The sequence below is a fragment of the Paenibacillus sp. FSL R10-2771 genome (assembly GCF_038000205.1).
Taxonomy (GTDB): domain Bacteria; phylum Bacillota; class Bacilli; order Paenibacillales; family Paenibacillaceae; genus Paenibacillus_AQ; species Paenibacillus_AQ phytohabitans.
In genome coordinates, this window is the sequence record NZ_JBBOBM010000001.1 from 3528160 (window position 1) to 3554218 (window position 26059).

Annotated in this window: 22 protein-coding genes; 4 read left to right on the top strand and 18 right to left on the bottom strand. The window is 50.1% G+C overall.

Annotated elements, in window-relative coordinates; genetic code table 11:
• Positions 1-2 precede the first annotated feature (2 nt).
• The 5 genes from NSU14_RS15125 to NSU14_RS15145 all read right to left on the bottom strand — a co-directional run bounded on the left by NSU14_RS15125 (position 3) and on the right by NSU14_RS15145 (position 8270).
• Positions 3-965, bottom strand: a complete 963-nt coding sequence (locus NSU14_RS15125; protein WP_042137054.1) for an ABC transporter permease — start codon at positions 963-965, stop codon at positions 3-5.
• A gap of 142 nt (positions 966-1107) precedes the next feature.
• Entirely contained in the window at positions 1108-4110 is a 3003-nt protein-coding gene (locus tag NSU14_RS15130) for a glycosyl hydrolase (protein ID WP_340945949.1), read from the bottom strand.
• Positions 4111-4268: 158 nt separating this feature from the next.
• Positions 4269-6521, bottom strand: a complete 2253-nt coding sequence (locus NSU14_RS15135; protein WP_340945952.1) for a hypothetical protein — start codon at positions 6519-6521, stop codon at positions 4269-4271.
• A 15-nt stretch (positions 6522-6536) separates the two neighbouring features.
• Entirely contained in the window at positions 6537-6662 is a 126-nt protein-coding gene (locus NSU14_RS15140; RefSeq protein ID WP_340945955.1) for a hypothetical protein, read from the bottom strand.
• 399 nt (positions 6663-7061) lie between these two features.
• Positions 7062-8270, bottom strand: a complete 1209-nt coding sequence (locus tag NSU14_RS15145) for an IS110 family transposase (protein WP_042138433.1) — start codon at positions 8268-8270, stop codon at positions 7062-7064.
• Positions 8271-8659: 389 nt separating this feature from the next.
• On the opposite strand from NSU14_RS15145, the gene NSU14_RS15150 reads away from it, so the two are divergent.
• Both NSU14_RS15150 and NSU14_RS15155 read left to right on the top strand, forming a co-directional pair.
• Positions 8660-9835 (top strand): YARHG domain-containing protein, encoded by a 1176-nt coding sequence (locus tag NSU14_RS15150; RefSeq protein WP_179093666.1) that lies wholly within the window; start codon positions 8660-8662, stop codon positions 9833-9835.
• 300 nt (positions 9836-10135) lie between these two features.
• Positions 10136-10558: a VOC family protein gene (locus NSU14_RS15155; RefSeq protein ID WP_042137047.1), complete on the top strand. Its 423-nt coding sequence runs from the start codon at positions 10136-10138 to the stop codon at positions 10556-10558.
• A 122-nt stretch (positions 10559-10680) separates the two neighbouring features.
• On the opposite strand, the gene NSU14_RS15160 is transcribed toward NSU14_RS15155, so the two are convergent.
• From NSU14_RS15160 to NSU14_RS15190, 7 genes are all read right to left on the bottom strand, one after another.
• Positions 10681-11358: an ABC transporter ATP-binding protein gene (locus NSU14_RS15160; RefSeq protein WP_042137046.1), complete on the bottom strand. Its 678-nt coding sequence runs from the start codon at positions 11356-11358 to the stop codon at positions 10681-10683.
• The gene (locus tag NSU14_RS15165; RefSeq protein ID WP_042137045.1) at positions 11355-12479 is read right to left on the bottom strand and encodes an ABC transporter permease; all 1125 of its coding nucleotides are present in this window, start codon (positions 12477-12479) and stop codon (positions 11355-11357) included. The genes NSU14_RS15160 and NSU14_RS15165 overlap by 4 nt, the downstream gene beginning before the upstream one ends.
• Before the next feature lie 117 nt (positions 12480-12596).
• Positions 12597-13982: a sensor histidine kinase gene (locus NSU14_RS15170; protein WP_340945958.1), complete on the bottom strand. Its 1386-nt coding sequence runs from the start codon at positions 13980-13982 to the stop codon at positions 12597-12599.
• Positions 13979-14656 carry a response regulator transcription factor gene (locus NSU14_RS15175; protein ID WP_340945960.1) on the bottom strand — a complete coding sequence of 226 codons (678 nt, stop codon included), beginning with the start codon at positions 14654-14656 and terminating at the stop codon, positions 13979-13981. The genes NSU14_RS15170 and NSU14_RS15175 overlap by 4 nt, the downstream gene beginning before the upstream one ends.
• An 84-nt stretch (positions 14657-14740) precedes the next feature.
• Entirely contained in the window at positions 14741-15577 is an 837-nt protein-coding gene (locus tag NSU14_RS15180; RefSeq protein WP_340945961.1) for an SDR family oxidoreductase, read from the bottom strand.
• 2 nt (positions 15578-15579) lie between these two features.
• Complete coding sequence (locus tag NSU14_RS15185; protein ID WP_340945962.1) at positions 15580-16158, bottom strand: MarR family winged helix-turn-helix transcriptional regulator; 579 nt, start codon at positions 16156-16158, stop codon at positions 15580-15582.
• Positions 16159-17071: 913 nt separating this feature from the next.
• Positions 17072-18262 carry a metallophosphoesterase gene (locus NSU14_RS15190; protein WP_340948948.1) on the bottom strand — a complete coding sequence of 397 codons (1191 nt, stop codon included), beginning with the start codon at positions 18260-18262 and terminating at the stop codon, positions 17072-17074.
• A 207-nt stretch (positions 18263-18469) separates the two neighbouring features.
• On the opposite strand from NSU14_RS15190, the gene NSU14_RS15195 reads away from it, so the two are divergent.
• Complete coding sequence (locus tag NSU14_RS15195) at positions 18470-19099, top strand: hypothetical protein (RefSeq protein WP_336100636.1); 630 nt, start codon at positions 18470-18472, stop codon at positions 19097-19099.
• A 40-nt stretch (positions 19100-19139) separates the two neighbouring features.
• Here the strand turns inward: NSU14_RS15195 and NSU14_RS15200 are convergent, their stop codons facing one another.
• From NSU14_RS15200 to NSU14_RS15220, 5 genes are all read right to left on the bottom strand, one after another.
• Positions 19140-19556: an HIT family protein gene (locus NSU14_RS15200; RefSeq protein ID WP_042137034.1), complete on the bottom strand. Its 417-nt coding sequence runs from the start codon at positions 19554-19556 to the stop codon at positions 19140-19142.
• 67 nt (positions 19557-19623) lie between these two features.
• Positions 19624-20037, bottom strand: coding sequence for a bacteriohemerythrin (locus NSU14_RS15205; protein WP_081969990.1), 414 nt, complete (start codon positions 20035-20037; stop codon positions 19624-19626).
• A gap of 333 nt (positions 20038-20370) precedes the next feature.
• Positions 20371-21276 (bottom strand): NUDIX hydrolase, encoded by a 906-nt coding sequence (locus NSU14_RS15210; RefSeq protein ID WP_340945967.1) that lies wholly within the window; start codon positions 21274-21276, stop codon positions 20371-20373.
• A 120-nt stretch (positions 21277-21396) separates the two neighbouring features.
• Positions 21397-22260 carry a cation diffusion facilitator family transporter gene (locus tag NSU14_RS15215; protein WP_042137029.1) on the bottom strand — a complete coding sequence of 288 codons (864 nt, stop codon included), beginning with the start codon at positions 22258-22260 and terminating at the stop codon, positions 21397-21399.
• Positions 22261-22586: 326 nt separating this feature from the next.
• A complete protein-coding gene (locus NSU14_RS15220) occupies positions 22587-23090 on the bottom strand; it encodes a ferritin (RefSeq protein ID WP_039292730.1) in 504 nt (167 codons plus the stop codon).
• A 116-nt stretch (positions 23091-23206) separates the two neighbouring features.
• On the opposite strand from NSU14_RS15220, the gene nagZ reads away from it, so the two are divergent.
• On the top strand, positions 23207-24580 hold the full coding sequence (gene nagZ, locus NSU14_RS15225) for a beta-N-acetylhexosaminidase (RefSeq protein WP_340945972.1): 1374 nt from the start codon (positions 23207-23209) through the stop codon (positions 24578-24580).
• A 371-nt stretch (positions 24581-24951) separates the two neighbouring features.
• Here nagZ and NSU14_RS15230 read toward each other — a convergent pair whose 3' ends face one another.
• The gene (locus tag NSU14_RS15230; RefSeq protein ID WP_331281722.1) at positions 24952-26055 is read right to left on the bottom strand and encodes an efflux RND transporter periplasmic adaptor subunit; all 1104 of its coding nucleotides are present in this window, start codon (positions 26053-26055) and stop codon (positions 24952-24954) included.
• Between the last annotated feature and the right edge of the window lie 4 nt (positions 26056-26059).

Sequence of the window (26059 nt, forward strand, 5' to 3'; positions counted from 1 at the left end):
GCTCACCATAAGCTGGAGCCCATTTTTCTGGCTGCCTTATTGGCCAGCGCCAGCAGTGTTACACTGACAACTGCCTTGAACAACCCTGCTGCTGCCGCGTATGAGAAGCGGTTATTCAGAATCCCCATCCGGTACACATAGGTATCGATCACATCCGACACATCACGGAGAATCGGATTCGTGGCCAGAATGAGAATATCTTCAAACCCGGCGTTAAGAATATTGCCCACCGCCAGAATCATGAAGATGATAATGACCGGCCGGATACAAGGCAGTGTGATCAGCTGGATCTGCTTGAATCTCCCCGCCCCGTCGATGGAAGCGGCTTCATACAGATGCGGATCAATTCCGGCAATGGCAGCCAGATAGACAATGGCGGCAAACCCCATCTCCTTCCACATCCCCGTCCCTACGAGAATACCCCAGAAATACTCCGGCACAGACAGAAAGCTGATCGGTTCAGATGTCAGATTCAGGCTCATCAGCAGCATGTTAACGCTTCCATTATCAGTCGACAGCATCGAGCCTACGAAACCGCCGACGATCACCCACGAGAGAAAATGCGGCAGATAGCTGACGGTCTGCACGACCCGCTTGAACATCATACTCCGGACTTCATTCAGCATCAGCGCCAGCAGTATCGGTGCCGGGAAGCCGAAGCAGAGCTTCAGCAGACTGATCACCATCGTGTTGCGCATGACTCTCCAGAAGTCCGGGGAATTGAAGAAAGCCTCGAAATGCTTCAGGCCCACCCATGGGCTGTGTAAAAATCCGCCGAACAGCTGATAATCCTGGAAAGCCATTAGAACTCCGTACATGGGCAGGTAACTGAAAATAAAGATGAAGATCAAAGCAGGCACTACCATCAGCTGAAGATCCCATTGTCTGATCCAGTTATTCCACCAGGATACTGCGTTTCCTTTCTTCCGGACGGGCAATCTCCGCTCGATTTCCACATTGGTCATCCTTCCTGTTTCTTTGCTTTACACCTTCATTCTATGATCTCCAGGAAGGAGCTACCAGTAGCGCAGCCAACGAAAACTGTGGTCCAGCAACGGAGATTTTTTTAGGGTTCACTTTGGTTAGTTAGAGTTAGTTAGAGTGGGCTTATTCTTCCTCCACGGGCAATTTGATAGCTTTTACATCGTCTATATACAGTGTCCCGCTTCCCTGTGTCCCGCTGCCTTGGGCAATATAGAAGGCGAACTCTTTAATGGAACCCAGATCGATGACGCCGTTGCCGCCGGTAGACCACCCGGGCCGCAGGAATTCGGTAAAAGGAATGCTAACAAGCACTGGAGTTGTGCCTTGAACCGGAATACTCGCTTCCCATACCTCACCGTTCGTCTCATGAAACTGAACCGCAAGCTGCCGGTTCGAGCCATCCGGCTGCAGCCAGAAGGAGATGGCTTCCATCCCCGGCCATTCCTTGCCCATGCTGCGGTATAACCCCGCATAGCCGGGATTGCCTACCGTATAGTCCAGCTTAAGCCCGTAGGTACCGCTGTTCAGATGGTAAGTGTCCAGCGTGACCGTTGCCAGGTTACCGGAGACATTCCGCTGCCATTTGGCACGCAGGCTGCTGTTCGAGCTGCCATACTGTTCGAAATCATCAATGAGATAACTGTCCGCAGGCGGCGGTACATACGGGCCGTTGCCTGTTTCGCCGTTATGGAGTGCACGCGGATTGCTATAGAGCGCTTGAATGGCACTGAGTGAATTTTTGTCGGTCAAATATTGTGACCAGGTCATGAAATACGCATACCGGGGCTGCTTCTCCATCAGCATATCCATGTCCGGCAGCTCCCCGTTCTCTCCTATAGCAATCGGTCTGCCGCCGCTAAGCTGCACAAGCTTGTTGTAATACGTATCCCGGTAATCGTTGTTATAGATATCCATCGCCAGCACATCTACGGCATCATGACCGGGATAATAAGGAGCAGAATCATAGGCCCATGAGCTCTCGGCATTCGGGCTCCATACCCAGATCAGATTATCCAGACCATGCAGATGGGTGAAACGGTCATACATATTGTCCCACAGCTGCCTGAACAGCTCCGGCCGCGCGCCCCACCAGAAGAATTCGGCATTCATCTCATGATAAGGCCGCCACAGCACCGGAATGCCTTCGTTTCTCAGCTGGGCAAGATATCCTGCAACTTCATCCACTTGAGCAGCCCACTGATTGTAGAGTGCAGTCCCCGGAGTAACAATCTCCGTCATCTGAGCTGCCGTTACATCTCCTGTGACACTTTCCCATCCGGCGGTGGCAGAATCCATAGGACGGGGCTCATGATACGTCAGGGTAATAATGCTGCCCGTATGACCTTTGTTGATCGCCTCGTCAATCATGGCCTGGCGTAGGGCGCTGAAATCCCCGCCGGTATAATAGGCGAAATCCGAACCCCAGATCGCCGGATAATATCCGGTTAATTCTGCTGCCGTATCATACCAAAGGGATGGCGCTTCATAATAATTATGCTGGCCTGTATACACGGCGCTGCCAACCGTGGCATAGAGCCGGTCCAGAAGTGCTGCCGTTTCCTCCGACGCTCCCGGATTCACCGGGAACATCTTGCCGGTAGTGAGCTCCAGTGAACTCGCCGCCGACACTGCCGTCCCTTCGCTGACTGCTGTCACCTTCACCTCATAGTGACTCTCAGGTGACAGACCTTCCAGCTTATAGGCATACAAGGATTGACCAGGAACATAAGGCACCGTTATACTGCTCCATTCAGTATCCGCCGCCTTTTTGAAGGTAATGCTATAATTCTTCACACCAAAAGGACCCGTAGCTGCCAGCCACTCCAGATCTGCGGACACCCCATCAGCACGGTTCACGGTAAACCCTGCTGGCGCCCCAGGTGCAAGGTCCTCTGGAAGCTCCGGCAGCTTGCCGATATATACCTGATCCAGGAACTGATCCGTCCCTGTCTGATTCTTTGCTGTCAGCTGCATATATTCGGTGGTACCTGTTGTCCGCAGCTGATTCTCCGAGCGTGCCCATACCGAAGCAGTATTTGTGATCAGCGGATGCTCAGTTTCAGAGGATTCCTGATAGACACTGAGGCTTACGGTAGATGCTTGCGGGGGTACAGCTGCTGACCTGGTCCAGTAGGAAACCAGATAAGAGCCCTCCCCGTCCACAGGAATCTCCTCGCTTCTGATTGCCGAATTGCCCGTCAGGCGCGCCGCATATTGTCCAGCGTATGTTCCGTAGGTTGTTGTCTGCACTGTTCCCGTTTCGGTCCACGGGCTGATCGAAGCTGTTTCGAAACCGCCGTTAGTGAGCAGATTCACTCCCGGTGTCGCCTCCATCCCCATCACAGCACCGGAAGTATTGCCGGCCGTATCTCTGGAACGCAGCATAATGGCATACACAGAGAATGGATCAAGATTCTGCAAAGTATAGGTGTATGATGTGACGGTCTCCTGATGGGGAACCGATAAGGTATTCCAGCCGGAGTCTTCTGTTTTTTTGTAAGACAGCTGGTAAGATTCGACCGCCATATCATCTGTAGAGCCCGCCCAGGTCAGCTTAAGTGAATCCGGCTCATGCTCGGCTGTCCAGGTTCCGGGAGTTGACGGCCGTTCAATGTCAACATTCTCCCGGATCAAAGCGTCATCAATATAGTAATCTTTGCTGGTGCTGTTCCAGAAGGAGAAACGGATGTACTGCACCCCGGGAGCCGGTGTGTACAGCAGCTGCTTATACTCCCACTGGGTCGAACCGGAGAAAAAGAGATATTGCTTCGTCTGCTGACTGCCGAAGGCATCCAGATCGATCGCCGCACTCGTCACTCCCGTTCCTGCGAATTTGACCCACAAGCCTACCCTGTAGGTTTTACCTTCCTGCACTGCTACGGACGCAGATGCCCCGCCTGTATTCCGCTTCACCTGAAGACTCTTCGTGCCACCATGCTTCTCGGCGGTTGTCACCACCGGACTCCCCCATTTCTCCCACGACACATCTCCCGCTTCGAAGCCGGGATTTCCAAGCAGATTCTCCCCTGCCGAATAAGATACCGCTGGCGGCAGGAGAATTGATGCAACAAACAGAGCGAGGGCCAGGCAACCATGCAACCATTTTTTGCTCGTTCGTGCAGCCACTTTGTTCAGTCCTCCATTTGAATAGAGCCGGATTATATTCGATGATTACATCGTCCGGCCCATCAAATGTAAGCGTTTTCCTAGAGACTCAACAAGAACCCGCAGCAACGAAAACTGTGTTTCAGCAATGACAACGCAGTTAAAAGCAGCAATACCCGCTACAGGCTGATTGTCCCGCGGAAAGCACCGTTGCCGCAGGTGACGGCAAGCACTTGTCTGACCTCACAATCAAGCGCAATCCCCTTCCAGCGGACAGCTCCAAGCGGGGCATGCTCCCACTCCTCCCAGGTATCTCCCCCATCCCGGCTCCAGGCCATTTCAGATTCTGTGGAGGACCGGACCATCGGTTCGCTGGCCGATATCAGCACATCCTCTCCGTGTTCACCCCGCCCAACACAGAGTGCTGATACATTGAAGAGCTTGCCTGCCATAACCGGAAACAGCTTGTGCCAGCTCTGTCCGCCGTCACTGCTGCGCCATAGCCCTTCCGAAATAAACCCCGCATAGATTGTCCCCGGACAGGAGGGGGAGTACGCCACTGCGCTCAGTATTGAAGCCGGGCCGCCATGCTGAAAAGGAAGCCCCTCTCCTATGAAATTCCAGGTGTCCCCATGGTCTGAGGATTGCCAAATCCCCTCCGTGGCTTCTCCGGCAATTAGCTGTCCTGCCAGATGCGGATTCGTATCCATGAGCTGGTTGGACCCGCAGGCATTCTTAACCTGATAGACTACAACGGACAGCAGCTCGGCTTCAATCCAGCGCTTCTGATGCGGAAGTGTCTCCACATAAGCCGGAGGCCGAAAAGCTGTGCGGTCCCATGAAGTGCCGCCGTCCCGCGACCGGTAGATTCCTGCGCCTGCACTGACTGCCCCGTCCACATAGGCATAATAGGTGCCCGGCTGATTGCCGTCCTCACGCAAAGCCTGCACGAATAACCCGGGACCCAGTGTTAAAGCTGCTCGGGCACGGTCTTCACCATCGTGGTATACAGCGATACAGGCTGTATTGCCGTGGCCGATGAGGCCGTACAGATACAATCCCGGATCTGCTGCGGAATTAACAGCCGCAGAGCTTCCGGAATAGCCGGACAGTCCGGGCAGATTGCGGAAGGAGAGACCGCCATCCTCGGTCACCTTCGGAGAATGGTCCGCCATGGTGACACAGAACTTGCCGGGCTGCAGCTTATCTGCTACCACCGCTTCCATGCAGGTGGTCTCAAGCCCCCGGAACTGCCCGGCCCGCCAGGTCATTCCGCCATCTCCGCTGTAGGCTACCCCATACCAGTTGCAGAGATAGAGGCGGCCTGGTGTGAACCGGTCTACGATAATCTTAGAGATCGCCCAGCCGGCAGCAGAAGCCCGTGAACCTCCGTTAAAGCTGTCCATGTATGCCGGAAAGCCGCTTAAATCATTATCACTGTGATGATGCAGCAGTCTCCACCGCTCCGCGCCATCGTCTGTAACATACAGCGGTATCGGCGGGATGTCCTGCATCTGCGGGCGCAGATCAGGTGCTGTATACCAGCGCTCCGGGACATGCCAATCCTGGACAAGGGTCCCGTACCGCTGCTCTCCCTTCAGCAGACCTTCTCCGGCAGACTGCCAGGTCTGCCCTCCGTCTGCACTGCTCTTGATGCCGCCCCAGATGCAGGCGGCCAGCAGCCGCTGCGGGTCCCGGCTGTCGAATGACAGCCCGGCAAAGCTGGGACCTTCAACCAGCAGCTCCCACGATTGTCCCGAGTCACGGCTGAGATATAGCCTGCCCGCCTTCCCCCGCGGGCGGTCCTGCAGCAGCCCTAATATGCCGTACTCCCCCGGATCGGCATAATCCATATTCAGCTCCTCATCGCTGATCGTTCCGGCATATAACATACCCGGCTGATCCGGGTGAAAAGCTACACACCCGAAACGCTCCTCCGGAAGGCTGCTCTGCTCCCAGCTCTCTCCTTCATCCCTGCTGATCCAGAGTCCGCCGGTATACCCGCCGGCCGCTACAATACCGGGATGAACGGGATCTACGGCAATGACCTCCCCGTACATCCGGGTCGGCCCGTTGCCGTAGAAGCCCATCCCGCCGCAGACCTCATACCAGCTGTTCCCGCCATCTGCCGACTTGTGCACCGCGCCGTAGAAGGTCCTGCTCCTCACTTCGCCGCAGCAGCGGAACATCACCTCCGGGTGATGACTGCTAATGGCAAAGCTCTGCACCTGATGGTGGTAAGCCTGGGTCAACCCCCGGTTCAGGGTCTCCCAGCTCTCCCCGCCATCACTGCTGCGGAAGACGCCCGCCACATCACAGCGGGCATATAATACACGGTTGTCCGCCGGATGCTGCAGCAGGCCGGTAATATAACCGCCTCCGCCCAGCGCCGCCGGCAGCAAGACACCTGGCAGGTTCAATGAATTTCCCATGTCAGCTTCTCCCCCTCACTCCAGTTCCTCTAAGCATAACTTGGAGCTGACCAGAGCGGCATCCCCGGCAGCAACGATATCTACCGCTGAACAAAGAATGTGAATCGCAGTACAAAGCTGCTGCTTCTTTTCCAAATTCAAGGGCAAGTTCACCTTACATTACTGTCATTCAGACTTATTAGGGAGCAGCATCCGGGGAAGCACATTGTATTCGGTTTTTCGCATACATTGGCCGGGTTACCTTCGTATAAGCACATTGTATTCGGTTTTTCGAATACATCTGGCCCGGTTACCTTAACGGAAGCTCATTATATTCGGTTTTTCGCATACATCTGGCTCGATTACCTTCGTAGAAGCACATTGTATTCAATTTTTCGCATACATCGCCCCGGGCAGGTGTTTCATTAGACTATACCAGCTAATAGCTTGTCAACATTACCAGTAAAGTGATTCTAAATCATGTGGTATAGTTAAAATGAGGCATGCCAAAAAACCCTCCAATTTTCTTTGTGTCTTGGAAGGTTATGCCAATAATATTTTTTAAATTGGACGAAATTCCTTTTTATTTTTTAAGATCGCATAGAGCCAATGGACGAGTTTATTTGCACATGCGATTAGAGCTACTTTATGTGGTTTTCCTTCAGCTCTCTTACGTTCATAGAACGCTTTGATTCGCATATTTCGGGAGCGTATAAGTCCACACTGAACAGCCATCACCAGTGCGTAACGCAGCTGCCTGGAACCACGTTTCGTGATTCGGTTTCGAGTCGCTGTAAACTTACCGGAAGCAAAGACACTCGGGTCAATGCCTGCGAAGGCGACTAACTTCTTAGGATGATCAAATCGTTCGACTTCTCCTATTTCGGATAAAATTGTTGCAGCAATTTTATGCCCAATCCCGGGAATCGACTGAATTAATTCATACTCTTCAATTTCTTCAGCCAGAGCATCTATGTTCTGTTCCAGTTCAGCAAGATGCTCTTGGTATTGAAGAATAAGGGTAATAAGAACTCTCATATTGATTAAATGACTTGCATACATGGTTTGCTGAAATGGATTTTGTTTTGCCGCATCTACTAATCGTTGAACCCGTTGGTTAATCCAGTCCTCTGAACGCCCCCGTTTCGAAGAAAGCAGTTCTTTCATCTTAGCTCTAAGTGTATCTTCATCCGTCTGTAAAACTAAATATGAGGTTGGGAATTCACTTAAAAACCGCAGTGAAACACCGGAATACATAGCTCCAAACACGCCTTTATAACCCGGGAAAACCTGATCTAAAACAGCTTGGAATTGCAGTTTAGTCGATACACACATCTTTGAAAGAGTCTCATATTGCCTTGTAAGATAGCGCAGATTGAGAAGTTGCACACCTCTTTTCTTAAAAGGTTCAAACTCTTCCCTGTAGTACAACTCACCCAATAGGTAAGCGTCAGCAGCATCCGTCTTTACTTTACGAAGCTGAGACTTTCTAAGCCGATTGGAGATTAGCGGGTTAATGACAATGTAAATATAGTGATGTTCCTCTAAGAACTGAACAACAGGGCTTTGGTAATGTCCTGTTGCTTCTAGAATAAGTAAAGGACGTTGTTTGGATACCGATTCAACGTCCTTTAAAACTTGATGTAGATTTGCTAGGCCATCACGAGTGTGCTCGAAGTGGAATGTCCCTCTGAAGAGCTTTCCGCGCGCTAAAAAGGCTTGTCCATGACTTTCTTCTTTTGAAATATCTAGACCGACAACTGGATTCATTTCATCTCATCTCTCCCTGTAAGTTTAAATTCACCGGCATCCCTACGGTTCTTCTTGTCGCTCCATAGCATCGCTTGTTATACGGGATCTTACGTCCCAACCAGCCTCAATCATGGTCATGACAAGTAGGGTGAACATTATAGCGCTCGGGATCAAGTCCCACGGGCAGGTACGTTCGACCAGGCTACTTTAATCCTCTATGCAAATGAAAAAAGGATCAACCAGAAAGAACTGGTTGATCTCATAATACGAACGGGCAGGATAGCGAACATTCAAATCAAAAGGCGATACAAACATTCGCGGATTTCTCAGAAGTGGAAGGCTCATTTTCCTATACGCTAAATACCACTTTATGGTATATTTAAATGCGATTATCAAATCAAATTCCTATGACGAAGTGGGTCAACAAAATGGATTTTCGGAAGTTTCGGCTTACATATGGGGTAATTGCCCTGTCATTAATCATTTCTGGCTGTACTTATGCGGAAAAAGAGAAAGCCGCTGAAGGAGCGGTCAGTGATCTAGTTGCGGCAAAAGAGTCAACTGCGGCTCCTTCTACTGTTGCACTTGCAATACGGGAGTATATTTTGAAAGACAGCTCGAATGCGTTGCTGTCCCCTGAAAAGATCGGCAGTCTGGACAACCGTATTCTGAAGCTTGCGCGCAACGAGATATTTGCAAGGCACGGGTATGTATTTAAACAGAAGGATTTGAAGGACTACTTTGCCGCCAAGCCTTGGTATCATGCAGACTCTGCCTACAAGGAGCATCTTAGCCCGATTGAGAAACAGAACGTTGCGCTACTTCGTGACTACGAAGCCAAATACGCTGGCTATAAGCTCGAACCTTCTCATACAGATGACGTCCATTTACGAGGTTACATAGGTGATTCGGGCTTTAAACAGAAGAAGATGAAAGTGGATCTGAACGGAGATGGTCGTGAAGAAGAGATCCAGCTAATACCGCCGGAAACGGAATTAGGGGTCTTCAAGCTGAAGGTGAATAACATCACGATGGAGGTGGACAGTGAGCTGCTTCCTTATGTGGATATTGTCGATCTGGATATTGACGATCCATATTTCGAGATTGCACTTCAAATGGATTCGCAGATGGTCTCTTTACGATCAACATCTTTCTATGCCTATGACGGCGAAACCCTCAAGCAAATAGGTGAGCTTCCCGATTTCTCGGCACACAGCTCAATGTATGACGGCCATGGGAGAGTGGTCAGCGCAAAAGAAAGCAATAACTTTCAGACCTGGTTCCGTAATTTGGTATTCCGTCTGGATGCCGAACATTCTCTCCATGAAGAGCAACAGGATTTTTATCCGATGGAACCACCGACGCCTTTAACGATCAAAAAGGAAATTGCCGTGCAGTTTCATAAAGATGGCACGGACGAAGCCTTTTCCCTGGAAGCAGGAGACAACGTGAAATTCCTGGGTGACGACAAGCAGGGCCATATCAAGCTTCAGACTAGCACGGGTAAGGAAGTCTGGTACACCACGGGCGATGAGTACGTCGACTATAGTATTTTTTTTGACGGGCTAATATTATATGATTAGACGGAGTATTTCGGCATAGGACCCGTTGCTACAAGTAGAGATGAACATTTATTTAATCTCACTGGTGACGGATTGACGAGTAATCAACCGTTAAACTAACGGAGAACGTTAGCTCATTACAAACAGGAAGGCAGCCGGATCAACATGGTCAGCTCCCTTTGTTCAAAGAACGGGCCGTTTAACTCTTCCAAGTTCATTATTATTCCAGAAGGTTAGACAAATGACGGGCGGAGGATAGTTTGATTAACTTCTTCCCGATGTAATAAGATAATACTACTTGAATTGGAGGATGATTTAGAAATGATTCAGTCCATTGTACATATTGCTTTGGTGGTTAAAGATTATGATGAAGCGATAGAATTTTATACAAGAAAGTTGAATTTCACCTTAGTTGAAGATATCTATCAGCCAGAGCAAGATAAAAGGTGGGTAGTGATTTCCCCTCCGGGTTCTGTCGGCACTACGATTTTACTTGCTAGAGCATCAAAACCTGAACAAGAGCTGTTTATTGGCAACCAAACTGGTGGCCGGGTATTCCTATTTCTAAACACCGACGACTTTTGGAGAGATTATAATGAAATGGTTCTCAGGGGGATAGAATTTGTTAGAGAGCCCCAAGAACAGTCTTATGGAATAGTTGCTGTATTCAAAGATTTATACGGTAATTTGTGGGACCTACTGGAAATGAATGAAGATCATCCGATTTCCAAACGAGTTCGGTGATACCTTTTCATTTAGAGTTCTTCTAGAGTTTCACTAATAACGAAGATCATCCAATTTCCAAACTAACAAAAACTGAACCCCGTCCCCGGGATTCAGTTCTAACTAACCATCCAAGTTCTAACCTAAACTTGAACCAGCACGCCATCCTCCAGATGAAGCACACGGTCGCACCACTCCAGCATGCGGTCATCGTGCGTTACCATGACGGCTGCCTTGCCTTCGCTCCGCACCTCGTCAGCAATCATCCGCACTACTTCTCTTCCGCGGCTGTAATCCAGACTCGCTGTCGGCTCATCTGCGAACAGGATAGCCGGTTTGTTCATCCACGCCCGGGCAATGGCCACACGCTGCTTCTCACCGCCGGACAGCTGCTCGGGATACTGGTTGCGCCGCTCCCAGATTTCCAGACGCTTCAGCAGATAGGTTGCCCGAACCTTGGCTTCCTTCGTGGTGAGCTTAGCCAGCTTGGCAACATAGAGCAGCTGTTCCTCCACCTTCAGGAAAGGCAGCAGCTGTGCGCTTTGGAACATGAAGCCGATCTTCTGCAGCCTCAGCTCCGTCAAAGCCCCTTTGTCTTTGTCACGCAGCGATTCACCATCGATGAAGATTTCCCCGCTTGTTGGGGTGAGCAGAGCACCGGCGGCAGAGAGAAAAGTGCTTTTGCCGGACCCCGAAGGCCCCAGTACTGCTACGAATTCACCCTCGTTCACCGTAAAATCCAGGTTATTCAAAACAGTCATTGCCCCGTCTCCGTCCCCGTAGGTTTTGGTCACTTGCTTCATGATTAATTTGGCACTCATGCTCCAGTCCTCCCTATCGCTTCCAAGGCATCCACCTTGGCTACTCTTGCTACAGAAATCAGTGAACCCAGCAGCGACATTCCGATGAACAGCAGGCTGGTCAGAATCATCGTCTGCCCGTCCAGCTGGAACGGCATCGCATCCGGCAGCCCCATATTCATTCCGAACGTAAGCAGCAGGCTCAGTGCCAGACTGGCTACAGACAGAATCAGGACTTGGCCGACTACGCTCCAGGCTAAATAGGACATTTTGGTACCCATTGCCTTAAGAATACCGAACTGGCTGGTCTTCTGGATTGTGATGACGTAGAAGAATACGGCAAGTACAACTGCAGCAATAATGAACAGAAAGGCTATCATCATAAGCAGTGAATTCTGTTCAGCCGCATATCCGGGGACACTGGAAATCGCCTGTTTCTGGGTAATCACCTCTACCGCCTGCTGCTGTCCGGCAATTTCAGATGCCTGTGCAGAAGATACTTTTATCGCGATAACGTTGTAAGGAGCATTGCCTGTACTGTCTGAGCTGCCGCCCTGAACCGCCCCTTGCTTCATGGCCTGCCAATCCAGCTGGTTAATATATACCACCGGAGTGTGGCTGTAAGAGCTGTCTTTCACAAAACCGCTAACCGTCCAGCTCATGCCTGTTGCCTGATCACTTATTGTACTGCCGATCGTGACACCGGACTCTTCCAGCTTCGAATCTACCACGGCACTCCCTTGAACTTCATTGGTGATTCCAGCACCTTCCGTCACTTCAGGAGCCAGCATACCCGCCATATCTACGGCAAAAAAAGTAATGTCCGCCTTCACATCCGCATCGGCAGCAGTAATAGTACTGGTCTGCACGCCAAGCGGAGTTGCCTTCGCCTCCCCGGCTACCGCACGGGCTGCTGCAAGCTCCGATTCGCCTAACTGTGAACGTCTAAACGTATGGTCAGCGTCGCTCTGCACGACAAAATAATTCGCAGGCATATTCTCCAGTGCCGAGATATTCGCATAGGCAAGTCCTCTGGCCAGGCCCGTTACGAACAGAACCAGAAACGAAACCAGCAGCATAATCACCATTATGAGGCTGTAGCGTGCTTTGGAGTGCCTCATCTCCCGTAAAGCCAAAAACATATAACCACTCCTTCTAATCTGTATATCCACAGTTTAGAGGATGAAAATGAACGGAGTATGAATAAAGAATTACATTATACAGATTGAACTATAGTTCATCAGTTACTATACCTCTGCTCAATCTGTATTATGGCAGGGCAGGGAGACAGTAAAGGTAGTCCCTTCTCCAACCGTACTTGCCGCCTCGATCGTACCGTTATGAGCCTGAATAATCTTCTGTGCAATGGCGAGCCCCAGCCCGCTGCTGTTGCTGTCACGGGTGCGCGCCTGATCCACTTTGTAGAACCGGTCGAAGATCATCGGCAGCTGCTCCGCAGGAATCCCTTCACCGTTGTCCGTCACCGTTACAGTGCACGTATGATCGTCTGCACGTGCCGCTATGCTGATTGTGCCGCCCGCCGGAGTATACTTCACGGCATTCGTGACCAGGTTCATCCATACCTGATAGAGCAGGTTAGGGTCGCCTTCCAGTGTAATTTCAGCTACGTGCAGCCGGACCGCAAGCTCCTTCTCAGTAAGATGCCATTCCATAATCTGCATGACCTGGCGGAGCTGGGCACGGAGGTCGAAGCTTCGCTTCTGTAGGGCATGTTCTTCATAGTCGAGTGAGGATAAGGTGAGCAGCTGCTTGCTGAGCACGGATAGCCGGCGGCTCTCTTCATCAATGATCGACAGGTACTCCAGCCTCTGGGGTTCGGGCAACGCACCGTCTTTGAGCGCATGGGCAAAACCCTGGATGGACGTCAGCGGGGATTCAATTTCATGCGAGACATTGGCGACAAATTCCTGACGCGCCCGGTTTGTCCGTTCCAGCTCCCGGCTCATCGTCATGAAATGGGAGGCCAGCTGGCCGATTTCATCACGACGGGCGGTATATAATTTGATATCGTACCTGCCTTTGGATATTTTGAGCGTAGCCTCGGTCAGCCGCGTTATGGGCTTCACCACATGGAATACTGTAATGAGCATAAACCACAGGCTGAATAAGATAATGACGCCAATCAGCACGGCAAAAAAGATCCGCAGCTCCCCAAACTGCACCTCGGCATCCGGACGCATGAACAATGCATAAGTCTGTCCGGTGATCTGAACAGGTACACCAATCGAATTGCTGAGCTGATTATCGAAGAAGCCGGTGATAAACGCTGAGCTGGGGAAATTACCGACTCCGTGGTAAATCCCCCCCGCCAGCACCTTTTGCAGCGCTCCCTCCTGCAGGTCATTTTTGCGGAAAGGCTGGCCGTAGAATTGTTCATCGCCGTTGTCATTGGACAGATACATCTTGTACCCTAACGAGGCTGTACTCAGCAGATACTCTTCCACCGCATCCGGGTGGTCCTGAATGAACTGCTGCAAGCCTATGGCCATTTTGGTCAGCTTGGCATCGTTCTGCGGTTTGATTTTGGCCTGATAATAGAGATTGGAAACGAGGAACCCCAGTACACTGCTGATCACTATAACCGAGCAGAACACAATACTCATTCTTACATACAGCGATCTCATGTGTTCACCATGTCCACTTTGTAGCCAATCCCGCGTACGGTGCGGATCGTGAAATCATTCTGGTAGTCGCTGAACCGCTGGCGCAGCCGTTTGATATGCACATCCACCGTCCGCTCATCCCCCTCATAATCCGCACCCCAGACCCGTTCGATCAGCTCACTGCGCGAGAACAGCCGTCCGGGATATTGCGCCAGCTGGGCCAGCAGCTCGAATTCCTTCACCGGCAGCAAAAGCACCTCATTCCCGTCACTGATCTCATAATTCTTACGGTCAATCACCAGTGAGTTCAGGCGGATTTTGTCGTCAGAGGCAATCGAATAACGGCGGAACAGTGCCTTAATGCGGAACAGCAGCTCCTCCGGTTCAAAAGGCTTGGTCACATAATCATCCGTCCCGCGCAGATACCCCTGCTCCTTGTCGCTGAGCTGCTGGCGGGCCGTCAGGAGGATCACCGGAATATCGTAAGTTTCCCTTATGTACGAGCATAGCTCCAGACCATCCATGTGCGGCATCATCACATCCACCACCGCGAGATCCACTGTCTGCTCCTGCATCAGGGTTACCGCTTCCCGGCCGTCGCCGGCTTCCAGAACAAGATACCCCTCTCTCGTCAAGACATGCCGCAGCAGCGTGCGGATATGGACATCATCGTCGGCTACTATAATCTTTTTCAACTGTAAGCTCTCCCTCCGGGCTTGCCGAATTCAATGACATCATACTAGCAACAAACCAGTTTCGAGACAAGCCTTAGTCCATTTCTACATTATCCGTTCTTCCGGCAGCTCAATAAAAGGCATAATGCTCTCCTTCAGCGGTGTGACAGGACGCCCCATTAGCCGTTCCAAATCTCCTGAAGTGGATGAGGTATCCAGCTTGCTCATAAAAGCATAGATCCAGTGCTGAACTGCGGCATCCTGACGGTGTACCACCGGCTTCCCGGCAACCTCGGTTAATACTTCAGCCAGATCTGCAAAATCCCAGGTACGTGCAGCGGCCAGCTCATAAATATGATTGCCTGCCTCACCTTCACTAAGCACAGCCGCAGTTGCCAGCGCAAGATCTCCACGTGTTACCGAATTGAACTTCCATTCACCCGGAGCGGTTATCAATTCCCCGCTGGACAGTGCTTCCTTCAGCCCCAGCACTCCTACGAAATCAATGTATAAGGCATTGCGCAAAAAAGTATATTCCAGTCCGGACTCTATAATCGCCTGTTCGGTTAGCGTGTGCACATTGTCCGGCTTGCTCTGCTCAGATCTCTGCCGGGGAAAAGCAAAACCCGTATAGAGAATATGTCCGACACCGCTTCGCTTAGCAGCATCAATAACCCGCTTGTGCTGGATCAGACGGACGGTGTCATCCGTATTCGAGCTGGAGATTAGCAGCAGCCGGGAAATTCCGCGAAAGGCTTCATCCAGCGATTCCGTCACATCGTAATCGGCATAACGGACTTCTACGCCTTGCTCCTGGAGATACGCCGCCTGCTCAAGCTTCCGTACTCCGGCTACAACCTGTTCTGCGGGGATACGGCTGCGCAAATTTTCTATGATCAGACTTCCCAATTGTCCGGTGGCGCCAGTAATCATAATCTTCATTATTATCTCTCCCTTGTATGTTCGCTCAATTTGTTCAGCAGACCCAGCAGCTGGTGCAGCTCCGTATCATCCAGACGCTTCATCACGCCGGCAACAGCTTCCCGGTTTCCAGGCAGCTGTTCAGACAGCAAGGCCCGGCCAGCTTCAGTAATCGAAATCACCGTCTTGCGTCCATCCTTGGCATGATCCGCACGGGAGATATAACCGTCTTTCTCCAGCGGAGTGAGCAGGAGGCTGATATTGGCTTTGGTTACACCGATTCTCTCTGCGAGCAGTGAAGGGAGTATCGCTCCCACGTCCTTCGCAATCTCAACCAGTACGCGGATTCTTGCCCCGTTCAGCCCTTGAGCCTGCCAGTATTTCTCGGATACGGCTACTGCATGGGCTGTCGCTCCCACCATAGCGAAGAAAACCTCATTGTGGAGCGGCAGCTCCAGCACATACTTTTGCAAAGCATCCATCCGTGCATCCAGCCGATCATTTACTCGGTCATTCATAAGTCCATTCATAGAATCATCCATCAGTCCGTTCAATAGTTCGTCGGCTGGTTTATTCATCCGCTCACCCATTTGATCACCCATTCTATCATTCAAAGTTTTGTCCATATCGCTCTTTAACGAGACATAACACCACTTAACGCCTCTTAACGCCCAAGCTCAATTTAGTTAATGGCTTAACTATATTTATATAGAGAATAACTCAACCAGCTCTTATTGTCAAAATGTTGCATCAGAGCACCCCCGGCAGGTGTGGGTTTATACAAAAAGCCATTTTAAAGACACATAGTTTGGGTGTGCGTTTAACTGTGCATTTAGGCGTGCATTTAGGTGTGCGTTTGGACAAGCGGTTTTGGCACTAGTTTGATCATACGATTTCAGTACTCGGTTGGTTTGTGCATTCGGTTGGACATGCAGTTGGGTATTCATTCGGATCTTGCGGAGGATTACTGGTGATTTAACCGGATTAACCCCGGATTGTTGTACTAAATGCAAGATTATTTCTTTATTTACTTGTAAAATTGGTTATTGTTGTACTTTTTACAACAATTCTTACGATTCAGCGGGTTACCCGACTGAATTGTTGTATTTTGTGCAAGATTCCCGGTAAATTAGCGAGATCGAATTTGAATTGTTGTACTTTCTGCAGGATTTCCCTCGCTTGATCGGATCAGGTCTGCTTTGTCCCACTTTTCGCATAACCTCCAGTAGTTTTTCTGGATTTCAACTACAAAATTCGCCCTACACCATAACATAAAACCAACATAAAACCCCCTATCCTTCAATCGAAGGTAGGGGGCTTGGCGGAAGGCACACGGAGTACGGTAAAAGGTACAAGTTACGATAGATGGCTCGGTTCCAATAGATGGTTCAGTTCCAGTTGACGGTACACATCCGATAGATGGTACAGTTCCAGTAAATGGTACAGTCACGGTGGATGGTACAGAACACAGTAGCTGACTCACATACAATTATGTTGCCTCCACTAGACGATCTTTTAGATCAGTACCGCCTTAGCCGTTGATGTCACAGGTTCTTCGTTATAGCTCATACTACCCTCCAGAACAACCTCCAGCTTGATCAGCTCAGAGCGGCTGGCCAGACGGATTGGCGGTCCCCAGGTTCCGTAGCCGGAGGAGACAATGACATGCAGCTTGTCTTTGAGCAGATAACCCCAGTCCAGCTCGAACAGGCGTCTCGTAATCCAGTGATTCGGAGCAATCTGCCCGCGGTGGGTATGTCCCGACAGCAGTACATCCACGCCAGCCCGCGCAGCAAGCTCGAAGCCGGTCGGCTGATGATCCATCATAATAATCGGCTTCGTGCGGTCAAGTCCGTCCAGCAGAGCCTCTACACTGAGCCGTCCGCCCGCTTCCATCGCCTCCGCCGTCTTGTCTTTGCGGCCCACAACATATACTCCCGAGGTTTCCACAACCTCATCCTGCAGAACTTTAATGCCGATGTTATTCATCACTTCAGTGTACTGCGCAATCGAACCGCCATAATACTCATGATTCCCCAGCACAGCATAGACCCCGTAACGTGCCTTAAGCTGCTTCAGCTGCTGGTCCATTCCATTGCGGATAAAAGGTTCAATGCTGTCATCCAGCACATCTCCGGCCAGAAGGACGATATCGGGATTCATCGCATTAATCTCCGTGACCATCCGGCGTAAATGTCGGTTCCCGACAATGTTGCCCAGATGCAGGTCAGAGGCGACAGCTACCGTCAGCGGAACGCTGGTTCCAATAGACTTATCGACTTTCAGTCTGTGGCTCCGCACCACTGTACTCCAGGCATTGCGTGAACCCCATAGCAGGAATACGGCAAGCAGTGCCAGCACAGTAGCTCCAGCTTCGGTCACAAACGCCGAGAGGCCCACACCGGTGAGCGCCAGCACTCCATATACCAGATCGGTCAGCGGCAGCAGAATCACGGCAAACTCCATACAGGCCAAATAATAGGAGCCGACCACCTTGAACAACCGGCCAACCGGCTTAAGCGCCTTCGGCAACGGAACTCTGCCAATAATATAAGAGAAGGCAATCACAAGAAAGACAGGCCAGTAAGCAGCAGCATGAATACCCGGCAGCCATTCCTGGAGCAGAACCCACAGATGCCATCCAATGTAGAAATTAACAAGTCCAAGCACAAGAAGCATGATAATTCCCGAAGCCAGCATGCGCATGTTTTTCACCCTATTCACTCCCTTAAGGTAAGTTTCTATAATATCTACTTCAGATCATATCACAAAGTATTAGTGAGGTATAAATTGTGCTCCGCCACTATGAAAAATCTTAGACACATGCAGGAACTTAGCTGAATAAAAACGAATCCGTTCTATGTAACACTTGAGTAACTATTTACGTTAAGCGGGAGAAAGGTGAGGATTTCCTTGGATCACTCTTTTAAGATTTCGTTTATGGCTTTTTCAAAGATTTCTCTATTCATTTCATTATTAATTCTGATTGTCGTATTAACCGGCAGTGATTCAAGTGCAAATATACAAACCACTCCAATAGACCTTAACAAAAGCTCCGTTTCAAATATCCCCTATTCCATTCGTTCGAGCATGTCTTTTGCATTTCATAAGGCAGAAATTGAGAAGCAATTGGGAAAAGCCGATATTACCAGACGCATGAAAGGCTATTCCTATGAAATACGAAATGTTTCTGACGGCAGTCATATCTTTATAATGTACATGAGCAGCAGCTATGTTTCTGACGTATGGAGATTAACGCATTTGTTAAGTCTGGATAGCTTCAGCAAGATCACCATCGGAGAAAGTACAGTAAGCGATGTGGGAAAAATTGATCCCTACTTCATGGAGTTTAATTACTCTGATCAGCAAAAGGTGGCAACGAGTGAACATAAGCTAGACGATGATGGAGTAATGATTATTAGCTATACACACAGCAATAATACTTGGGTTGTTGATTCGATCGAGCACACCAAACAAGATCCGTCAGCGTTTGCTGCAAAACTTCTGCCTGAGGATAAAGAATTGCTGCTGGAAGATTATTAAGCTGTGTACGCACAGTAAAAAAGAGCCCAACAGGCTCCATTTATACTTCACTTAACGCTTTCAGAATTTTCGCTTTAGTCTCCTTTAGCCGTGTCTCTGCACCATCCGGATGCAAGGGCTCACTCCAGGCCAATCCGTCACCCTCGTAGCGTGGAACAACATGCATATGGTAATGGGTCAGATCATTAAATTTACCGCCGTCAGCACAAATTCTGATTCCGTCCGGTTTGTACAGGCTTTTGAGCAGCGCAGTAACCTTCTGCGAAGCATCCGTAACCGCATGCGCGGTTTCCGGGTCCAGCTCGTCGGTATCCAGGTAATGTTTTTTAGGAAGAATCAGGGTATGCCCTTCATTGAACGGAGCGATATCAAGTACACAAGTGATAAGTTCATTTTCCAAAATAATGTTCAGGTCTGGTTCAATACCATTAGCGATTCTGCATCCCAGGCATTCCATATTGCGCCTCTCTCCCCTCTAAAAAAAGAAAATGCCCTGCGGCATCTTCGTGTTCCGGATTATGTAGTTAAACGGCTTTGTTACCTTTTGCAGCGATACAGTCCCCGATCAGCTTGTCACATTTGTGAATGTGATTAATCAGCCAGTCAGTCAAAGTACGGTTAAGCTTGATTGTTGACAATACGGATACCCCTTTGGTCTTAATGCTCTCTTCCAGATCCAGAACGGTCTGTACGAATTCAGCATGCGTCTTCTGGTGTTCTGTCAGTTCAGGGAAGTCGATGTCCTTCATCAATTGCTCTTCACTGCCGAAATGCTCCACGGTGTAGTCCTTGAGGAACTTCAGTGTTTCTTCGATCTTCTCTTTGCCCTGCTGGTTGGTACACGCTTCAAAAAAGTCATTCAGCTTCACAAGCAGCTGTCTGTGCTGGCAGTCAATCTTCTCTACTCCGATGTCATATGAATCCTTCCAGTTAATCATTGACTCACCTTACCCTTTTCCATAAATTACATAATGAAAAGCATAATTCATTGTCCGCTTTTCCGCATAAAACTTCTATTAACAACATCACACGACAGCAGAAAACAAATTCCTGCGGAATTGGCGTTGCAGTTTGTTATGGAAGGAGTACGATATAGCTAAGTCATTAACCTGTTCTACCCGAAGGAGTGATATACAATGTTCAGCAAAAGATATTCAAAACCTCTGATTACCCGAAAAGTATCCGGAATCGGCTGGACCTTAAATCCTGCTCATCCCGTGGCCTGGCTTGTACTAGCCGCTATATTAGCAGTAAGCCTGTATTTCGCCTTCTCAAGTTAGATTCCACTCCAGGTTGTATCTGTACAGCTTCGATGGGCGGTGTCCGGCATCGCGGGTACTCTCATCCGTCTCAATTACCCGCTCAGCAATCTTGCGGCGGAATGCGGCGGCGAGCAGCTCTTTGCCAAGGATGATTTCATACACACGCTGAAGCTCGGACAAGGTGAACAGCGGCGGCATCAGATTGAACACAATATCGGTATACTCAGCTTTGCCGCGCAAGCGTTCGATTGCAGCCTGTACCATCATCAGATGGTCAAAAGAGAATCCCGAGCTCCGGACAATCTCACGGTCCAGATGGCGGACATGGCCCCGGATGGTCTCGGTAAGCTTGACCACACCGCTGAGCCTCGCCTGTTCATTCTGCAGAATAATCTCCACAAATGTCTCCAGCCGGATACCTTGCTCCAGCTCCTCGCGGCGGGTCTCCAGGATATTGTAGGAAACCTCAAACCAGGCGGCTGCTGCCGCATCATCCCCTGCTTGTACAGTCAAGGCTTTGCGGTCCACGAGTGCCATGTAAGAACAGCTGATCACCCGCATCCGCGGATCACGCTGAACATCGCCCCAGGTATATAACTGTTCCATATAAATGTTATCGATATTAGTCTCACTGTACAGCTCCCGGCGGGCTGCCTCCTCAACGCTTTCGTGGATCCCCACGAATCCTCCAGGCAACGCCCATTGTCCCAGAAAAGGATGTTCACCGCGCTGTATGAGCAGAAGCTGCAGAGATTTCTCCGCCAGCTTGCGGTAATTATCCTGCTGCTCCTCCATTACGGTGAAGATCAGCATATCCACAGCAACAGACGGACGTTCATAGTTCCCGGCGTCATAAGTCTTCAGGAACTGCTCCTCGGTTAGACCGTTGTAATCAGTGACGGGTTGATTAGACATTGGCAGGCTCCTTTATAGGAATATCTTAATATTATCCCATTGTTAATAACATATCGTTATTATATACCTGCTGCCGAGGAATGCGTCAAGTACAAAGGTGTTGAATCAAGCTATATATCATCACAAGGGTTCAATATGGACAAGCACCGTAGCTACTTGATGGCGGTCCTTCAACTGATCTTCAATCTCTTCCGTAATGTCATGGCTCTGCACCACATTCAGCCTGGAATCCACAAGTACCGTAGTATCCACTAGTACATTGTTTCCGTGAATGCGGGCTTTGATATCCTTAATTAACTCTACGCCTTCAATCTCCGATACCGTCTGCTTCATTAACTCCAGCTCACTTGCATCGAATCCGTCTGTCAGGTCATGAGTGGCTTTGCGGAAGATATCCCAAGCAGTTTTGCAGATCAGCAGACCGACAATGGTAGCGGTGAGCGGATCAAGCCACGGAATGCCGAACTGTGAGCCGATGATACCAATGAAGGCACCCACGCTTACGAGCGCATCCGAACGGTTATCCTGCGCAACGGCATGCATCGCATTGCTGTTCAATTTGCGGGCAAGCTTGATGTTATACCTAAACACAGCGATCATAATCACAGCACAGGCAGCTGCCGTCCACGCGGCAATTAGATCAGGGGTTTCCAGTGAAGGCTGAATGAACTTGTTGATACCCTGATACAGCACTTGAAAGCCTACAGCAATCATTATGAAGGAGGCGATCAATGCAGCAACTGTCTCTGCTCTGAAATGACCATAGCTATGATTGGAATCCGGGGGTCTGCGGGAAATCTTCAGGCCTGTCAAAATTGCTATGGAAGCAATAATATCGGTGCTGTTATTCAGTCCGTCCGCAAGTAATGCCTGCGAGCCTGAAACAGTGCCGATGAACAATTTGACGGCAGATAGCAGTATGTAGGCCATTAGACTAAGCCAAGCCCCTTTTTCACTTTGCTTGATATCGCTGTAATTATCCAAGAAAAAGGACCTCCAAATAATAGTATTGTTCCATACTACACGCTGAATAGCGGGTGGGTCTAGAGAAACAGTGTTGCCGGACGGCGCAAGAGTTAACCCCGCCAAATAGAGTTGCGGAGCCGGAAGTATGTTGCCTCGCCCAACATTGTTTGCCCCGGTTCAACATTGAGCACAACTCCCTGCTGCAGAACCCAGTAACTTTTCATTGCAAACATCGTCTAACTAATAGGAAGCGGTCACGGCAGCCGCATTAAAAAGCGGATACCCTCCTTATAAAGGAGGCATCCGCTGTAAAAGCAAACGAAAGGTACAAGTCCGGAATCATATTATTCCGCCGGCGGTGTAAAGGAACGGGCGGCGAACTCGGCATCCAGCATATAGAAGGCATTGCTGTCCGTTTCAATCCGTTTGAGCTTGGCGATAATATTGCTGAAGAGCGCTTCTTCTTCCACCTGCTCGTCAATGAACCATTTGAGGAAATAGATTGTAGCATGCTCGCGTTCATCCAGGGCCAAATCAGCCAGATGATAGAATTTCTTCGTATTCTGCTGCTCATGGGCGAAGGCATGCTCGAACGCATCCAGCATGGATGAATATTCATTATTCGGCTCCGGCAGGGCGGCAAGGGTGGCACGATAGTCACGGTCATTGAGGAATTTGTAGATTTTCATCGCATGGAACCGCTCTTCTTCAGCCTGCACCAGGAAAAAGTTGGCGAATCCGTCGAGACTTTCACCGGAACAATACGCGGCCATCGCCAGGTATACATGAGCGGAGTAGAACTCGAAATTCATCTGTTCATTAAGCGTGTTCATTAATTGTTCTTTCATTGACAGGTCACCTCATCCTTCTCATTTGTGTACACAGTAAGCAGTTCTTATGTAAAATCTACTTCATCTTATCATTCCTACCCGCCAATCAGCAAACGAAAGGATGAATCTCAACAATGAAATGGTTCAGCCCACGGCAATATAAGTCGACCCCGCATCAGCACCCGCTCCTCCTCTTGACAACCGTCTTATGTCTTCTGCTGGCAAGCGGTTGTGAAGGAAGCGGAAGCTCTGCACAGGCAGGCACGGGTCCTTCGCGGGCACCGGCATCAGCTTCTCCCTCTGCTCCGGTGACTACACCGGCAGCAACAGCAGCAGAAACACCTGCAGCCAGTGTCCAGCCTTCCGCTACTCCTGCTTCGGCAGCAAACAGTACAGACAGTAATGACGTTATCTCCCGGAAGCTAGCCGGAATGACACTGGAGGACAAGATCGGGCAGATGCTGCTGGTCGGAATCGATGGAACTACGGCAGAGTCAGCCGCACAGAAGATGATTGCCGAAGACAAGGTAGGCGGAATCATCCTCTATTCCGATAATATCAGCAGCCTGAAGCAATTGGTCAGTCTGACCAATGCCTTGAAGAAGAGCAATAACGGCAATCCTGCCCCGCTGTTCATGAGCGTGGACCAGGAAGGCGGCAAGGTGAGCAGACTTCCTGATGAATATGCAGTGTTCCCTTCCAATGCAGCAGTAGGGAAAGAGAATAGTGCTGCCGCTGCCGGAACGATGGGCGAACTTCTGGCCCGGGCGGTGAAGTCCTCCGGCTTCAACATGGATTTCGCACCTGTCCTAGATATTAACAGCAATCCGGATAACCCGGTTATTGGCGACCGCTCCTTCGGCAGCACTGCAGATCTGGTAGTCCGCCTCGGCATCGCCGAAATGAAGGGCTTGGAGTCTGAAGGAATTGTGCCTGTAGTGAAGCATTACCCCGGCCATGGGGATACTTCCGTCGATTCCCATCTGGAGCTGCCGGTAATTAACAAAACAGAGGCGCAGCTCGCCAAGCTGGAATGGCTGCCTTTCCAGGCGGCCATTAAGGAGAAGGCAGATGCTGTAATGGTAGCCCATATCCTGTATCCGAAGCTGGACCCTGAGAAACCCGCTTCCCTGTCCCAAGTAATCATCGGTGAGCAGCTGCGCGGAGAGATGGGCTTCAAGGGAGTCATTATAACCGATGATCTTACGATGGGCGCTATCGTCAAGAACTACAGCCTCGCTGCGGCTGCAGTCGATACTGTACGGGCCGGCAGCGATATCCTGCTGGTCGCCCACGAGTACAAGAATGAGCAGGCGGTGCGGGCCGCTCTGCTCAGCAGCGTGAAGGACGGTACGATCACAGAGGCACGGATTGATGAAAGTGTCTACCGCATTCTTGCACTGAAAGCCAAATATGAGCTGAACGATCAGGCAGTCCCCGTCCCCGATCTTACCGGGCTGAACAGCGATATCAAAGCCTGGCGTAAGCCATTTCAGCAGAACAAGTAGTTAACAAGCGGAATCGGTACCACTCTCAACAATTTATACGCTCTGGGGAAGTGAAGCTTATTCCTTATGCAGTAGCGAGAGGTGTGAACCAGCAGAGTTGGAAAAAAGGCACTTAATTCTGCCGAAATCATGCGCTTCAGGGAAGCAGTTGGAAAAAGTACAATTAATCAACTTAGCCCCAAGGATTTTAGCAGAATTCGGTCTGATTAAGTGTTGTTTATCCAACTGTTTCCAGGAATTGTACCCGTGACATCAAATTAGATGTACTAATTCCACTTAGATCTTCCGCCGCGCTCCGCCTGTAATTTATATTTAAAAAAAGCCCCAAACCCGGCAATCAACCAGGTTTGGGGCTTTTCACTGCTGCTATACTACTGAAGAACTACCGTATCCCCAGCCTTCAAGCCCGAGAGTACTTCAGTCTTCTCTGTCGTTTCCATGCCAATCTTGATCTCCGTGCGCTCATATTGGCCATTCCCTTTGTCCAGCATGACATAAGCCAGATCACCTTCATGGACAACGGCAATACTGGAGACCACTACCGCCTTCTCTTTACGCGAGGTCTCGATGTCACCGCTGAGGCTGAGGCCGCCGATCAGATGCTCGTCAGGCTGCAGGGAGATAACTACTTCGAATTGCGGGATTTGCCCAGCCGTATTCTGGCCGGTGGTCGTCGTCGCAAATTTGGATACCTCGGTTACTTCCCCATTAAGGATCAGATCCTTCATCGCAGTCATCTTCACCTGTACCTTCATCCCTTTTTTGATACGGAAGATATCCTGCTCTCCGACCTGTGCAATGAACTCCAGCTTGTTCAGATCAACGATCTTGCCGATGTACTGGTTATCTGTAACCGTCTGCGGACGCTCAGTACTGCTGTCGTAGAGGAAGATGCCGTTATCGGGTGCATGATAGACCGCCGTGTTCAGCTTCGTTTTTTTATCCGCAAGCTCCTTGGCCTGGATCTCCGCATTCACCTGATTCAGCTCGTCGTTCAGACGCGCAGCCTCCTGGGCAGCCAGCGCCTTCAGCCGTTCCGCTTCCGTACCGGCCGGAGCCGCACTATCATCCTCCTGCTGGCTGACAAAAGCGTTCAGCTCCGCCTCCAGCTTCGTTTTGCGGTTGGCAGCTTCTGCCGTCGCAATCTCATTGCGGAGTGTACTCTGATCCAGGGTAAAAAGGACGTCCCCTTTCTTGACCTGTGCCCCGTTCTCTACTTTCCAGGCGGTCACCTTAGAGGCAAACGGTGCATACACCAGCGTCTCCTGCTGGTATTGCGATCTTCCTTTTACCTGTATCGAGCTGGTCAGCGTCTCCTCCGTTACCGGGAAACTGATTACCTGCATCGTTTCCGGCGGAAGCTCTGCCGCCTCCTTGCCCTTGAAGAACTTGGTATACCCCAGATAACCTGCGGTACTGATGATACCTAAGATTATGATCCACTTCAGGCTCTTCTTTAGAGTCCTCTTCATCATTTCG